Consider the following 13,563-nt stretch of genomic DNA (forward strand, 5'->3'; position numbering starts at 1 on the left):
GAGTGGCGATGGTCGCTGTAGCGACCATCGCCACTCACGACCGTCGCGGGCCTCGGCCGGGGAGGCACACGGCAGTGGCGAGGGCCGTGACCGCGAGAACGACGACGCCCGCCCAGAACGCCGTCCGCACCCCCGCCGCGGCGGCGACGAACCCCGCGAGCATCGCACCGAAGGGGTTGCCGCCCCACGCGACCATCCGGCCGATCACGTTGACCGACGACACCAGCCCCGGCGGACTGACGAGCTGGCGGTAGGTGATGCCGGTGTTGATGGCGATCTGTGTCGCGGCCCCGAACAGCAGGTAGCCGGCTGCGGCGAGCCACAGCCCACCGGAGGCGGCCAGCACCGCCAGCGCCCCCGCGCCGACGAGCAGTGCGCCCGGGGTGAGCAGCCGGACCCGGCCGACGTCGAACAGCCTGGCGAACACCAGCCCCGCGAGCAGCGTGCCGACCGCGCCCGCCGAGAACAGCCACCCGACCCGGGCGTCGACCTCCGCGATCCCCAGCCCCTCCACGGCGTAGACGACGAGCTGCCCCGCCACCGCGCCGATCGCCAGCGACTGCGCGAACCCGGCGACGAGCAGCACGCACAGCGTCCGGTCCGACACCACGAACCGCAGGCCGGCCGCGGCGTGGGAGCGCAGGGTCGCCCGGATCCGCGGCTCCCGGAACGAGCCGCGCACCCCGGTGAGGAGCAACGCCCCCAGCGCGAACCCGGCGACGTCGACCCAGATCGCGGACGCCGCGCCGACCGTCGCCACCAGCGCCGAACCGATCGCCGGACCGCCGATCATCGCCGCCGAGACGACCGCGAGCAGCACCCCGTTGGCGGCGGCGAGGCGCTCGGGGCCCACGATCGTCGGAAGCGCCCCGAACGCGGCCGCATCGGCGAACACGAACGCGGTCGACCCGACCAGCGTCACCACCCAGATCTGGACGATCGGCACCGGGGTGACCGCGTCGACCACCGGGATCGTCGTCATCGCCAGCCCCTCGACGAGGGTCATGGCGATCAGCAGACGTCTGCGGTCGACACGGTCGGCGATCGCGCCCGCGACGAGCCCCACCGCGAGGTAGGGCACGACGCGCAGCGCCGCGAGCAACCCGGTCTGCACGGGCGAGCCGGTCCGCTCGTAGACCAGGATCGGCAGCACGACGGTGCTGACCGCGAACCCGAGCGTCCGCACGACGTCCGAGGCCAGCCACAGACGGAACGACGCGTTGCCCGCCAACAGCTCCCGGGTGCCCGCGCCCGTCACGGGCCGTAGACCGCGGTGGCCGCCTGCTCGACCAGGTCGACGATGTCGACCCCGCCGCCGCTGATGTCGACGTTCGACATCGCGACGACCTTGCCCGCGGCCACGGCCGGTGTGGCGGCGAACGCGGTCCGCGCCGCGTCGACCGCCGCACCTGCGCCACCGGCCTCCTCGTGGACGGCGACGATCGCGTCGGGCTTCGCGGTGAGGACCTGCTCGGGGCTGATCTCGGCGAAGTTCTGCCCGAGCGAGGCGAACACGTTGGTCAGGCCCGCGCCGTCGAGGATCGCGTTGTAGTACGAACCGGCGAGAGCGTAGACCTTCCCGTCGTAGACCTGTACGACCGCGACCCGCGCCGGTGCCACCGTGCCCCTCTTCGCCGCCGCCGCCGAGACCCGGCGGGTCAGGTCCGCGACGATCGTGTCCGCCCGGTCCCGCACGCCGAACACCGCGCCGAGGTCCCGGATGTCGGTGTACACGGCGTCCAGCGTCGCGGGGGCGGGCGTGTCGAGGCAGTAGCCGCCGAGTACGAACCCCTTGCCTCCCACGGCCTCGAGGTCGGCCCAGCCCGCGGTACCCTCGGCGCCGGAGAGCTGGTTCTCGTCGTTGGCCAGGAACAGGTCGGGCCGTGCCGCGAGCAGCGCCTCCTTGGCAGGCTTGAAGTCCGGCGACACCTCGGTCGCGGTGAACCCCGCGGGCAGCTGCGCGTTCGCGCCGCTGACGTAGCCGGTGACCTTCCGCGCCATGCCGAGGGCGTCGAGGGTCCGCACCGACGTCGCCCAGCCGAGGACGACTCGCTCCGGCGGCGCGGTGAACGTCGAGACGTGTCCGCAACGGATGACCGACACCGGGAAGCCCGCGGCCGCGGGGGTGCCCGACGCCGGCGCGGTGGGTGCGTCGCCGCAGCCGGCGAGCGTCATCGCGACGACGACTGCTCCGACGGCGAGACGGCTTCTGCGGGGGACGGGCACGGGTGCTCCTCGGGGGGTGGGGTGCGGCGGGACGCCGGCCGGGCGGGTGCGAGCGGGGCGAACATGAACGTCGGGCGCCCGGTGAGCGGGTTGATGGCGCGCGCGGCGTCGACGCCGTAGACGCGGCGCACCAGGTCCGGCTCCAGGACGTCACCGACGGGGCCGTGGGCGACCACGCGCCCGTCGCGGAGCACGACGACCTCGTCGCAGTACGCGGCGGCGAGGTTGAGGTCGTGCAGCGCGGCGACGACGGTGACGCGCAGACCGCGCAACAGGTCGAGCAGGTCGACCTGGGCGCGGACATCGAGGTGGTTGGTGGGTTCGTCGAGCACGACGACGGGGGTGCGCTGGGCCAGCGCCCGGGCGAGGAACACCCGCTGCCGCTCCCCGCCGGACAGGGTGGCGACCGGGCGCGACGCGAGCCCGTCGACCCGGGCGGTGACCATCGCGTCGTCGACGATCGCGGCGTCGGAGGCGGCGTCGCGGCGGACGAGCCCCTGGTGGGGCACCCGGCCCAGCTCGACGACCTCGCGGACGGTGAACTCGAAGTCGGTGGGGTCGTCCTGCATGACGACGGCGGTGCGTCGCGCCGCGGCCCGCGGGGACAGCCCCCAGACGTCGTCCCCGCCGACCCGGACGGTTCCGGCGTCCGGGCGCAGCGCCCGGTGCAGGGTGCGCAGCAGTGTCGTCTTGCCCGAACCGTTGGGGCCGAGCAGCCCGACGACCGTCCCCTGCACCGCGCGCAGCACGGCCCCGGCGACGATCGTGCGCCCCGCGATCTCGACGTCGATCCCGTCGGCCTCGACTCGCATCAGCCGCTCCCCCGGCCCGACGAGCGCAGCAGCCAGAGGAAGAACGGTGCCCCGACCGCGGCGGTGACGATCCCGATGGGCAGCTCGACCGGCGCGCGCACGGTGCGGGCGGCGAGATCGGCCAGCGGCAGGAAGACCGCCCCGAGCAGCAGCGACACGGTGAGGACTCGACGGTTCGCGGCCCCGACGAGCAGCCGGGCCACGTGCGGCACGACGAGCCCGACGAACAGGATCCCCCCGGACACCGAGACGAGCGTTCCGGTCAGGAGCGCGACCACGACCATGAGCTGCAGCTGGAACCGGCCGACGGCCAGGCCCAGGGAGGCGGCGACGTCGGTGCCGTTGACGAGTGCGTCGACACGACGGCCCTGCAGCAGCAGCCACGCGGTCGCGAGGGTCACGACCATCACGGGGAGCAGGAGGTCGGCCCACCGAGCGCTCGAAACACTGCCCAACGTCCAGAACAGGACGCGGGTGACCTGGGTGGGCGTGGCGATCGTCTGCAGGAAGTAGGTGACGGCCGAGACGAGGTAGCCGACCGCGACGCCCGCGAGGACGAGCCGCGCCGGTGGCCAGTGCCCGTCCTTGCGGCCCAGGGCGAAGGTGAGGGAGAAGGCGAACAGCGCCCCGACGAACGCGGCCGCCGACAGGGTCAGGCCTCCGAGCGTGGCCGCTCCCGTGACGATCACGGTGACCGCGCCGAGCCCGGCACCGGGGACGACGCCGATCAGGTAGGGGTCGCCGAGCGGGTTGCGGACGACCGCCTGGATCACGGCTCCCGCCACGGCGAGGCCTCCGCCGACCAGCACCGCGAGCAGGACGCGCGGCAGCCGGGACGTCCACACGATCTGGTCGAGGACGGGGTCGGGCGGGGTGACCGGGAGTCCGAGCCGGTGCGCGACGACGCCGAGGACGGTCGACGGCGGGACCGGAACCGCGCCGATCGCGACCCCGAGCACCGCGACCGCGACCGTGGCGACGAGCAGCCCGGCGCAGAGCGCGCCGAACCGGCGTGGCGCGGCGAAGCGCGGGCCCGTGCGCGGGGCCGCACCCACCTCCGTCGTTGCTGACGTCACCGTGCCCTCGCATCCCTGTCGCCCGCGCCGACGGTGGTGCGCAGCTCGTGGTCCGACAGGGCGACCCTACGTTTATATGAAAACGATAGTCAATATCGACTGAGTGACGCCTGCCTCACCCGCGGGCGCGGTGGGGTGCCCGTCCGGTCGGACAGTCGCGCGGGGCCGGGCGGACGGTTTCGCCCCTTCCGGGCACGGCGGCGCCCTAGCGTCGGGAACGCCTGCGGCGCAGGTGCGTCGCGACCCCAGGAGTGCCCATGATCACCCTCGACCGGTTGGACAACGACCTCGCGGGCTGGCTCGCGCGCACCCTCGTCGCACCGGGGGTGCTGTCGCCGGAGGCGTTCGAGGCGGCCTTCGTCGCCGTCGTCACCGCGGCCGCCGAGGACCCCGACGAGGCGTGGCTCGCCTTCTACCGCAACACCCTCGCGGCGTTGGAGGTCGGCGGGCGGGTCGGCGGGACCTGCGCGGAGATCGCGCCCGTCCACGAGCGGGCGGCGGCGCTCACGGTGGGCACCGACGTCGTCGAACTGGGGTCGTGCTTCGGGTTCCTGTCGCTGCGCCTCGCCGCGGCGGGACACGACGTCACCGCGCTGGACCTCGTGCCCGGCACGGCCGCGCTGCTCGCCCGGATGTCACGACGCCTGGGCCGCCCGGTCCGGGCGCTGGCCGGTGACGCCACCGCCGTCCCGCTCGCCGACGCCTCCGCCGACACGGTGCTCGCCGTCCATCTCCTCGAACACCTGCCGCCCGCCGCCGGGGAGCAGGTGCTCGAGGAGATGCTGAGGGTCGCGCGACGCCGGGTGGTCGTCGCGGTGCCGTTCGAGGACGAGCCCGACCGCACCTGGGGCCACGTCCGCCGCTTCGACCTCGACGCCCTGCGCGCGCTCGGCGCGCTCACGGGCCGCCCGTTCACGGTCGCCGGGCACCACGGCGGCTGGCTCGTCGTGGAGGCCTGACCCACCCAGACCGACAGGAGTGCTGTCCGCGGCACCCGGGGCAGCACTCCTGTCGGTCTCGATGTCAGCAGGGCGGCTGCGGGAAGTGCGCCATCAGGGTCTGGGTCAGGGCGCCGTCGACCAGGACGTGCTGGCCGCTGACGTAGGCGGCGTCGTCGGAGAGCAGGAAGGCGACCACCCGACCGATGTCCTCCGGCGCCCCGATCCGCCCGACGGGGATCAGCGCGCGGCGGCGCTCGTACATCACGGGGTCGGCGTAGACGGCCTCCGCCATCTCGGTGCGGATCATGCCGGGGCCGATCGCGTTGACCCGCACACCCTCCGCGCCCCACTCGACGGCCGCCTGCCGCGTGAACGACACGACCCCGGCCTTCGACGCGGCATAGAGCCCGCCGTTGAGCTGCGGCACCTCCGCCGCCATCGACGCGATGTTCACGATCGCCCCGCCCGCCGCGGACAGGTGCGGCAGCGCGGCTGCGCTCAACGCGACGACGGCGCGCAGGTTGACCCCGAGCACGGCGTCGACGTCGGCGGGGTCCAGGTCGGACAGCGGGCCGCGGCGGATGATCCCAGCGTTGTTGACCAGCCCGTCGAGCCGCCCGTTGACGGCCAGCGCCGCCTCGGCCAGCCCGGCCGGGTCGGCGGTGACGTCGCCCGGGAGCGCCGTTCCGCCGATGTCGGCCGCGACCTTGTCACACGAGGACGCGGAGACGTCGTTCACCACCACGTGCCAGTCCCGCTTCGCCAGCACCCGCGCGATGCCCGCGCCGATCCCGCCGCCCGCCCCCGTCACCAGCACCGTCTTCATGCCTCGACCCCCACTCTGAATCCGTCCCAGATCGCGTCGATGGCCCGGCGCGGGGCGAGCGCGTCGCCCACCGCCCGGACCTGGATGTTCTGTGCGGCAAGCGCTCCGACCAGCGAGTCCTGTGCCACGCCGTACCAGGCGGCGACGACCGCGTCGGCCTCGTCGACGGCCTGCTCACCGGTCCAGTTGTCCCGCGAGAGCACCCGGCCCTCCTCGATGGCGAGGACGGTGTGGCTCTCCCGGATTCGGACCTTCGCCGCGCCGAGGCGGCGCATCATCGGCGGCCGGGAGAACGCGTCGAGCTCGGCCCCCGCGGGGACCGGCGTGATGACGGTGACGACGTGTCCGTCCGCGGCGAGCCGCTCGGCCGTGGTGAGGACCTTCCAGTCGGCCTCACCGGAGTCCAGGACGACGACGCGTTCCCCGCGGACGCCGGACAGGATCGCGTCGTGGGCGCTGACCGCCCGCGCACCGCCGGGGATCGGGGGCGTGCCCGGGATGGACCCGGTGGCGACGACGACCAGGTCGGGGTTCAGTGCCGCAATCGACGACGCTGTGGCGCGCGTCGACAAGGAGACCGACACCCCCAACCGCCGCACCTCACGTTCCAGGAACCGTGTGGCCTCGGCGAACTCGTCGCGGTACGGCATCGCCGCCGCGGCGACGAGCACCTGCCCGCCGAGCCGGTCGGTGGCCTCCAGCAGCGTGACGCGGTGCCCGCGCAGGGCGGCGGTCTCGGCCGTCTTCAGCCCGCCCGGCCCGCCGCCGACGACCACGACGTGGCGCGGCTCGTCGACAACCGGAAGCGTTCCACCCCACTGCTTCTCGAACCCGACGACGGGGTTGACCAGGCACGCGACCGGCACCCCGCGGTGGGGCCCGCCGCGACAGCCGACGTTGCACGAGATGCACGGGCGGATCTCGTCGAGCCGGCCCTCCTTCGCCTTCCGCGGCAGCTCCGGGTCGGCGATCAGCGGCCGGACCAGGCACACCAGGTCGGCGGTGCCGTCGACGATCAGCTCCTCGGCCTTCTCCGCGGTGACGACGCGCGCGACCGCGAACACCGGCACCCCGCCCGTGACCTCCCGGATCGAGCCCGCGAGGTGCACGAACGGCGCCCGCGGGTAGCTCATGTCGGGGATCTGGCGGTCGATCGAGGCATAGTTGGACTGGCTGACGCTCACATAGTGGGTCGGCACGGCGTCGAGGAGCCGGGCGACGATCTCACGGCTCTCGTCGATCTCCAGGCCGCCGGGGACGAACTCGTCGCCCGACACCCGGATGCCGACGGGCACGTCCGGCCCGACGACCTCGCGGACCTCGGCGAGCACCCGCAATGGCAGCCGCAGCCGGTTCTCCAGGCTGCCACCGTAGGAGTCGGTCCTGGTGTTGCTGAACCGCGACAGGAACGAGCACAACAGGTAGCCGTGGGCCATGTAGACCTCGAGGCCGTCGAACCCCGCGGCGAGAAAGCGCCGCGCGCCCGACCGGTAGGACTCGACCAGCTCCTCGATGTCGGCGTGGGTCATGGCGTGCGGGACGACGCGGCTCGACGGGTCCGGCAGCGCCGAGGGCGCCCACAGCTCGCGGTGGCTGGGGAAGCCGCTGCCCTGTCGTCCGAGGTGGGAGAGCTGGGCGAAGATCGCGGCGCCGTGCTCGTGGACGGCGTCGACGACGCGGGCGTAGGGCGCGATGCCGGCGTCGTCCCAGACCTGGTTGATGCCGCCGAAGGTCAGGCCGGTCGGGTGCACGATGCCCGATCCCTGGATGATCAGCCCGACGCCGCCGCGCGCGCGTTCGGCCAGGTAGTGGGCCTGACGTTCGGACAGGGCGTGCTCGTGGGGATCGACGAAGCGGCTGCCGTGACCGGCCATGACGATCCGGTTGCGCAGCCGCACGTTCCCCATGTCGATGGGCTCGAACAGGCGGGTGAGTGGTGGTGGAGCCAACGTTGCCTCCCTCGCTCGGGACGGACCGACACTGCCCCGCGAGGGAAGGCGTAGTCAAGGTTCTAACTACGACATGAGAGGGCGCCCCCGCACCGGGCTGGTGGGTCCGGTGCGAGGGCGCGAGGTCGAGAGTGCCGGGTCGGTGTCGCGATCAGGTCTCGGTACACCCGATCAGTGGAGCCGCTGACCCGTTGGGTCAGTGGAGCCGGCGGCCCCGGGAGGCGGCGGCGGCCGAGCCCGCGACCAGGCTGCCGATGGCCAGCCCGATCACCAGGTGGATCACCGCGGCGGCGGTGGCGACCGCCATCGAGGTGGCGCCCAGGAACGGGATCACCGTGGCAGCTGCGGTGGCGAGGCCGACGATCCAGCCGAGGTAGGCCAGCGGGCGGGGCGTCGACATCAGCAGCAGGTGCGCGAGACCCGTCGCGGCGAGCGCGGCGGCCGCCGAGACCAGGCAGAGCGTCGTCACGGCCGCCGACGATCCCAGCGTCGCCGCACCGGCCGGGGCGTAGAGCGCGACGTGGAAGGCGACCCGCACGACCAGCACCCCGACCAGTCCGATCAGGGCCGCGACGATCGCGGTGGCCAGCCCGCCCGACCAGAGCCGGGTGGCGTCGACGACCGGGCGCTGCTCGACCGGCTCGGCCGGCTGCACCATCGCGGTCCGGGCGGGCGGCAGGGCGGTCGAGGCGCCGTCGTAGCCGTAGCGCTGCTCGCCGCCGAAGTCGCGCGGGGCGCCGTACTCGTGCTGCGACGCGAACCGGGTGCCGGGCACGCTGCCCTGCTCCTGCGCCATCGGCCGCGGCGGGACGGCCGTGCGGACCTGGTGCCCGACCGGCGCCATGCGCTCGGTGTCGCCGTCCCAGTAGCGGTTGTCCATCGTCGTGCTCATCGCACTCGCCTCATTCGGTCTGCGGGGCTTCGTCCCCGATGCCTCAAGGCTCTCGCGCACAACGGATCCGCACCGTCGGCCGACCGCACGATGCGCACGACGACGCCGCTGTCCCCCGATCGACGGACACGCCCCACCGGCCTTCGCCACTCACAGCGGCAGTGCGAGCTCGACCGTCACCACCGTGCCCGACGGTGTGTTCGGCGACGCGGTGAACGTGCCGCCCGCGGCCTCGATGCGCACCCGGTGCGAGGCCAGACCGATGTGGCCACGACGCAGGCTCGACGCCATCGCATCGGTCGGCAGCCCGATCCCGTCGTCGGCGACCACGAGCCGCACCCGGTCGTCGAGCCGGGCCAGCGAGAGCCGCAGCGTCGACGCCTTCGCATGCGTCGCCGCGTTGCCGACGAGCTCGCGCGCCGTCCGGTAGATCAACCCGTCGAGCGGGGTGCGCTCCTGCGTCCAGCCGTCCGTCGACACCTCACCGGCGAACCCGGCCCGGCCCGCGGCGGTGCGGACGAGATCGCCCAGCGCCGCGGTCAGCCCGGCCCGGTCGAGGACGGCCGGGTGCAGCTCGGAGACGGTGGTGCGCAGCAGCCGCGAGGACTCCCGCAGCGCCTCCTCGATCCGGTCGAACGCCCCGGCGTCGCCGGTGTCGCGGGCATCCTCCAGGTCCTGGCGGGCGGCGAGGACGTACTGCAGCGCACCGTCGTGCAGGTTCTCCGACAGCACCCGGCGCTCGTGCTCCTCGATGCCGGTGAGCTGGTCGAGCAGGTCGGTGCGGTCGTTGACGAGCTGCCCGATCGTCTCGACGCGCGAGCGCTGGATCCGCGACAGCCCCACGCAGCCGAGCCCGACCCCGGCGACGATCGCCGTCCGCAGCAGCAGCGACCCCCATGGCTCCGCGTTGGCCTCCTGCGTGGCGATCGCCGCCGCCAGGTAGGCCACCAGCGTCGCCCCCGCGACGGCCGCGCAGACCTGTGCCCGCAGCTGGGTGGCGGCCAGTACCGGGATGAGCAGGAAACCGGCGGCGAAGACGTCGGAGGTCCAGCTCTGCGGGGTCGACAGCCCGGTCAGCAACGTCAGCGAGCCGAGCACGAGCACGTCCATCAACAACGCGACCCACGCCAGCCGGACCGGGGCGTCGCTGCCGCCGCCCCGGGTCCACACGTACACCGCGAGCGCCCACAACGCGTACCCGCCCGCGACGATCGCGCAGGCGAGGACGTCGTGGGCGGGCGGCACGAACGCCACCGTCAGCGCGACGAACGCGACCAGCACCCCGCGTAGCGTGACCTGCAGGTTCACCCCGCGGCGGGCGTGGTTCATCGCGACACGCATGACGTCGGGACCGATGGGGTCCGGTTCTCCGGCGACGGGCATGGGTCCTCCGTATCGGGGTTCTGCTCGCGCAGTCTCCACTGCGGACCCCGGGATCCCTATGCTGGCGCGATGGAGTCGTCGGACGCCCGAGTACGTGTGGTCGTCGCCGACGACCATCCCTTCTTCCGCGACGGCGTCGCCCGGGGCCTGACGACGAGCGGGCGCGTCGAGGTCGTGGCCGAGGCCGACGACGGGCGCCAGGCGCTCGACGCCATCCGCGAGCACTCCCCCGACGTCGCGCTCGTCGACTACGAGATGCCCGACATCGACGGGCTCGGCGTCGTGCGGGCCGCGGTGCGCGACGGCCTGCCGACGCGGGTGCTGCTGCTGTCGGCCCACACCGACAGCGCCGTCGTGTTCCAGGCGCTGCAGGAGGGCGCCGCCGGGTACCTGGCCAAGGACTCCACGCGCGCCGAGATCGTCGAGGCGGTGCTCGACGTCGCGAAGGGGAAGACGGTCGTGCCGCCGGAGCTCGCGGCCGGGCTGGCCGGCGAGATCCGGATGCGGGCCCGGAGCACCGGCCCGGCGCTGTCCGAGCGCGAGCGCGAGGTGCTGCAGGCGTTCGCGCGCGGCGCCTCCGTCCCGCAGGTCGCGGGCGAGCTGTTCATCGGCGTCAGCACGGTCAAGACGCACGTGCAGCGCCTCTACGAGAAGCTCGGGGTGTCCGACCGCGCGGCCGCCGTCGCCGAGGGGATGCGGCGGGGCCTGGTCGAGTGAGCCGCCGAGCTCGACACAGGACTGGTCCGGACCACACTCACGTCGAACTCGGCGAGAGCCGCAACGCACGGAGCCCGCACCCCCGAAGGGGTGCGGGCTGTCCGGGGTGCGGGTCGGTGCTCAGCCGCCCATGTGGTTGTTGCCGTTGGCCAGGAAGTTGGTCAGCGCAGCCTGGGTGGCGGCGTTCATCGTGCCCGTCCGGGGCAGGTTCGCGTCACGCTGCAGGTACGTGATGGCCTGCGTGGTCTGGGTGTTCATGACACCGGTGACCGGGCCCTCGTAGTAGTTGAGCTGACCCAGCTCCTTCTGCAGGGTCTCGATCGCGGCCGAGGGCGCGACGGGGGTGACGGGCTCGGCCGGCGTCACCGGGGTGACGCTGTGGGAGGGGACGTAGCCGGTCGAGTGCGAGATCGGCGCGAGCTGCGGCGCCGGGTCGACGGCGGGCGCGGTGCTGCCGCCGAAGCCGATGACCAGGCCGGTGACGATGCCCGCGACGGCCAGGCCGGCAGCGGAGAAGGCGACGATCCTGCGGGTGCGGGTCTTGCCGTCGACCGGGGTGGTGGGGGTGCTGGTGGGGAGGGTCTGGGTGCTCATGGCCGGTGCTCCTTGTCGCGGTGCCGGGGGTGTTTCCCCGATGCCTCGAGGTTCGTCCCGACGGGCCTTCCGCACCGTCGGCCGACCGACCGGTGTGCAGGACGACCCTCGTGTCCCCCGATCGACCGACACCGATCAGGAACGCCACGACGAGCGCGATGCCCGCGGCGACCAGCATCTCCCGCCATTCACGCCACTCGTGCGCGACCTTGGCCGGCCCGTACCCCGGCGGCGGACCGCCCGCGAAGCGGTGCGCGATGCGGACGTCCGCCCACCGGATCATCGAGTGACCGAACGCGACGGTCACGCCCGGGTACGCGGCGGCCGGCTCCCTGCGGTCCCGGGGCTCGACGACCTCACCACACGCGAGCGCGACGTCCTCGGCTGCCTCGGGCGCGGGCCGTCCAACGCCGCGAGCGCGGGCGACCCGGTGATCACCGAGGCGGCGGCGAAGACCCACGTGTCGCGGGTGCCGGCCGAGCTGGGGCTGCGCTCGCGGACGCAGGCGGCCCCGGCGGCGCAGGACGCGGGCCTCGTCGACCGACCCGGCGAGGTCCCACACCCGGCACAGGGACGGGCATGCCCTGCACGGAAGCGACCACGCCCCTGCGCCGACTTCGGCATGAGGCCGGACCCGACCATGATCAACTCAGCCTCATGTCGAACTCGGCGAACAACGCACGCGAGCCCGTCGCACGGGCTCCTGCGCCAGGAGGTCGCGCGGGGGCGGGACGCACGACGGCCCCCCACCGGACAGGCAGGGGGCCGTCGTGAGCAGTGCGCGTCCTACCGACCGGCGGCGGTCTCCAGCGCGCGGCGGGTCAGGACCCGCGCGAGGTTGCGGCGGTAGTCCGGGGTGCCGGCGGTGTCGGTCGGGGGCTCGGTGCCCTCGTCCGCCAGCGCGGCGGCGTCCGCGATGGACTTCCCCTCGGCCAGCGCGGCCTCTGTCGCGCTGGCGCGCAACGGGGTCGAGCCCATGTTGACCAGCCCGACCCGCCCGTCGACGACGGCGACCGCGACGATGGCCCAGTCGTTGGCGCGGCGGGTGAACTTCTCGTATGCCCAGCCCGCGGTCCCGGTGCGCGGCACCCGGATCTCGACGATCAGCTCGTCGGGCTCCTTGGCCGTGGTGAACACGCCGGTCCAGAACTCGGTGGCCGGCACCGAGCGCTCCCCGCGCGGCGAGCGCAGGACGATCGTCGCGTCCAGCGCCAGCACCGCGGCGGGCAGGTCGGAGGCAGGGTCGCCGTGGGCGAGCGAGCCACCGAGGGTGCCGCGGTGGCGGACCTGCGGGTCGCCGACGGTGCGTGCCACGGCGGGGAGCAGCGGCACCTCCGTCGCCAACAGCTCCGAGGTCTCCACGTCGTGATGGCGTGTCCCGGCCCCGATGGCGACCTCGTCGCCGTCTACCCGGATGTAGTTCAGCTCGCGCAGCCGTCCGATGTCGACGATCAGCTCCGGCGCAGCCAGGCGCAGCTTCATGACCGGCAGCAACGAGTGCCCACCGGCCATGACGGTCGCGTCCTCACCGTGCTCGGCCAGCAGCGCGAGCGCGCCGTCGACCGAGTCGGGACGGGCGTAGTCGAATCCGACGGGGATCACGAGCCACTCCCGGCCGAGAACCCGGGGGCGGTGCGCGCGGCGTCGCTCTCCGCCTCGATCTCCTGCTCGGCGTCGGGGTCCTTGCCCGCCGCGACGAGCGCTGCCCGCACGATGTTGTGGTAGCCGGTGCAGCGGCAGAGGTTGCCCTCGAGCCCCTCGCGGACGGCGCGCTCGTCGAGGTCCGGGTTCTCGGCGATCAGGCCGGTGACGGCCATGACCATGCCCGGGGTGCAGAAGCCGCACTGCAGGCCGTGCTCGGCGCGGAACGCGGCGGTGACGGGGTTGTCGAGGGAGTCGCCGCTCTCGCCTGCGAGACCCTCCATCGTCGTCACCGCGAGCTGGTCGGCCTGCACCGCGAGCACGGTGCAGGACTTGACGGACTCGCCGTCGAGCAGCACGGTGCACGCCCCGCACGACGTGGTGTCGCACCCGATGTTGGTGGCCTTGAGCCCGAGGTTCTCGCGCAGGTAGTGCGCGAGCAGCAGCCGGGGCTCGACGTCGTCGGTCGTGGTGCGGCCGTTGACGGTGATGTCGACCTTCACGTT

The 13,563-nt window shown here is 73.9% G+C and carries 14 protein-coding genes; 3 read left to right on the top strand and 11 right to left on the bottom strand.

Translation table 11 applies throughout. From position 1 onward, the window contains the following. Window positions 1–34: 34 nt before the first annotated feature. From TOK_RS09710 to TOK_RS09725, 4 genes are read right to left on the bottom strand one after another with little or no spacing between them, the layout of a single operon-like run. Window positions 35–1,258 carry an MFS transporter gene (locus TOK_RS09710; protein WP_098957466.1) on the bottom strand — a complete coding sequence of 408 codons (1,224 nt, stop codon included), beginning with the start codon at window positions 1,256–1,258 and terminating at the stop codon, window positions 35–37. Further along, the gene (locus TOK_RS09715) at window positions 1,255–2,226 is read right to left on the bottom strand and encodes an ABC transporter substrate-binding protein (RefSeq protein WP_141566331.1); all 972 of its coding nucleotides are present in this window, start codon (window positions 2,224–2,226) and stop codon (window positions 1,255–1,257) included. The genes TOK_RS09710 and TOK_RS09715 overlap by 4 nt, the downstream gene beginning before the upstream one ends. Next, window positions 2,172–3,038 carry an ABC transporter ATP-binding protein gene (locus tag TOK_RS09720; protein ID WP_098957468.1) on the bottom strand — a complete coding sequence of 289 codons (867 nt, stop codon included), beginning with the start codon at window positions 3,036–3,038 and terminating at the stop codon, window positions 2,172–2,174. The genes TOK_RS09715 and TOK_RS09720 overlap by 55 nt, the downstream gene beginning before the upstream one ends. Next, window positions 3,038–4,114: an iron ABC transporter permease gene (locus TOK_RS09725; protein WP_216361914.1), complete on the bottom strand. Its 1,077-nt coding sequence runs from the start codon at window positions 4,112–4,114 to the stop codon at window positions 3,038–3,040. The genes TOK_RS09720 and TOK_RS09725 overlap by 1 nt, the downstream gene beginning before the upstream one ends. A 257-nt stretch (window positions 4,115–4,371) precedes the next feature. Between TOK_RS09725 and mftM the strand changes: the two genes are divergently transcribed. Further along, entirely contained in the window at window positions 4,372–5,073 is a 702-nt protein-coding gene (mftM, locus tag TOK_RS09730) for a mycofactocin oligosaccharide methyltransferase MftM (RefSeq protein WP_098957469.1), read from the top strand. A gap of 64 nt (window positions 5,074–5,137) precedes the next feature. Here mftM and TOK_RS09735 read toward each other — a convergent pair whose 3' ends face one another. The 4 genes from TOK_RS09735 to TOK_RS09750 all read right to left on the bottom strand — a co-directional run bounded on the left by TOK_RS09735 (window position 5,138) and on the right by TOK_RS09750 (window position 10,105). Continuing rightward, window positions 5,138–5,881, bottom strand: coding sequence for an SDR family NAD(P)-dependent oxidoreductase (locus tag TOK_RS09735; RefSeq protein ID WP_098957470.1), 744 nt, complete (start codon window positions 5,879–5,881; stop codon window positions 5,138–5,140). Next, window positions 5,878–7,830 carry an FAD-dependent oxidoreductase gene (locus TOK_RS09740; RefSeq protein ID WP_141566332.1) on the bottom strand — a complete coding sequence of 651 codons (1,953 nt, stop codon included), beginning with the start codon at window positions 7,828–7,830 and terminating at the stop codon, window positions 5,878–5,880. Before TOK_RS09740 ends, TOK_RS09735 begins: the two co-directional genes overlap by 4 nt. A gap of 196 nt (window positions 7,831–8,026) precedes the next feature. Then, window positions 8,027–8,722, bottom strand: a complete 696-nt coding sequence (locus tag TOK_RS09745; protein ID WP_216361915.1) for a DUF6069 family protein — start codon at window positions 8,720–8,722, stop codon at window positions 8,027–8,029. Between the two features lie 150 nt (window positions 8,723–8,872). Beyond that, window positions 8,873–10,105 (bottom strand): sensor histidine kinase, encoded by a 1,233-nt coding sequence (locus TOK_RS09750; protein WP_098957472.1) that lies wholly within the window; start codon window positions 10,103–10,105, stop codon window positions 8,873–8,875. A gap of 69 nt (window positions 10,106–10,174) precedes the next feature. On the opposite strand from TOK_RS09750, the gene TOK_RS09755 reads away from it, so the two are divergent. Next, on the top strand, window positions 10,175–10,822 hold the full coding sequence (locus TOK_RS09755; RefSeq protein WP_098957473.1) for a response regulator transcription factor: 648 nt from the start codon (window positions 10,175–10,177) through the stop codon (window positions 10,820–10,822). A 120-nt stretch (window positions 10,823–10,942) separates the two neighbouring features. Here TOK_RS09755 and TOK_RS09760 read toward each other — a convergent pair whose 3' ends face one another. Next, entirely contained in the window at window positions 10,943–11,416 is a 474-nt protein-coding gene (locus tag TOK_RS09760; RefSeq protein ID WP_098957474.1) for a peptidoglycan-binding protein, read from the bottom strand. A 40-nt stretch (window positions 11,417–11,456) separates the two neighbouring features. Here TOK_RS09760 and TOK_RS35310 point away from each other — a divergent pair, with 40 nt between their 5' ends. Further along, window positions 11,457–12,266, top strand: coding sequence for a response regulator transcription factor (locus TOK_RS35310; RefSeq protein WP_374754875.1), 810 nt, complete (start codon window positions 11,457–11,459; stop codon window positions 12,264–12,266). Here the strand turns inward: TOK_RS35310 and TOK_RS09770 are convergent. Both TOK_RS09770 and TOK_RS09775 read right to left on the bottom strand, forming a co-directional pair. Continuing rightward, window positions 12,203–13,018 (bottom strand): xanthine dehydrogenase family protein subunit M, encoded by an 816-nt coding sequence (locus TOK_RS09770; RefSeq protein ID WP_098957475.1) that lies wholly within the window; start codon window positions 13,016–13,018, stop codon window positions 12,203–12,205. The two genes, TOK_RS35310 and TOK_RS09770, sit on opposite strands and share 64 nt — an antisense overlap. After that, the gene (locus tag TOK_RS09775) at window positions 13,015–13,560 is read right to left on the bottom strand and encodes a (2Fe-2S)-binding protein (protein ID WP_098957617.1); all 546 of its coding nucleotides are present in this window, start codon (window positions 13,558–13,560) and stop codon (window positions 13,015–13,017) included. The genes TOK_RS09770 and TOK_RS09775 overlap by 4 nt, the downstream gene beginning before the upstream one ends. Window positions 13,561–13,563: the final 3 nt, after the last annotated feature.

Origin of the sequence: Pseudonocardia sp. N23 (assembly GCF_002583555.1) — a bacterium.
Classification (GTDB): Bacteria; Actinomycetota; Actinomycetes; order Mycobacteriales; family Pseudonocardiaceae; genus Pseudonocardia.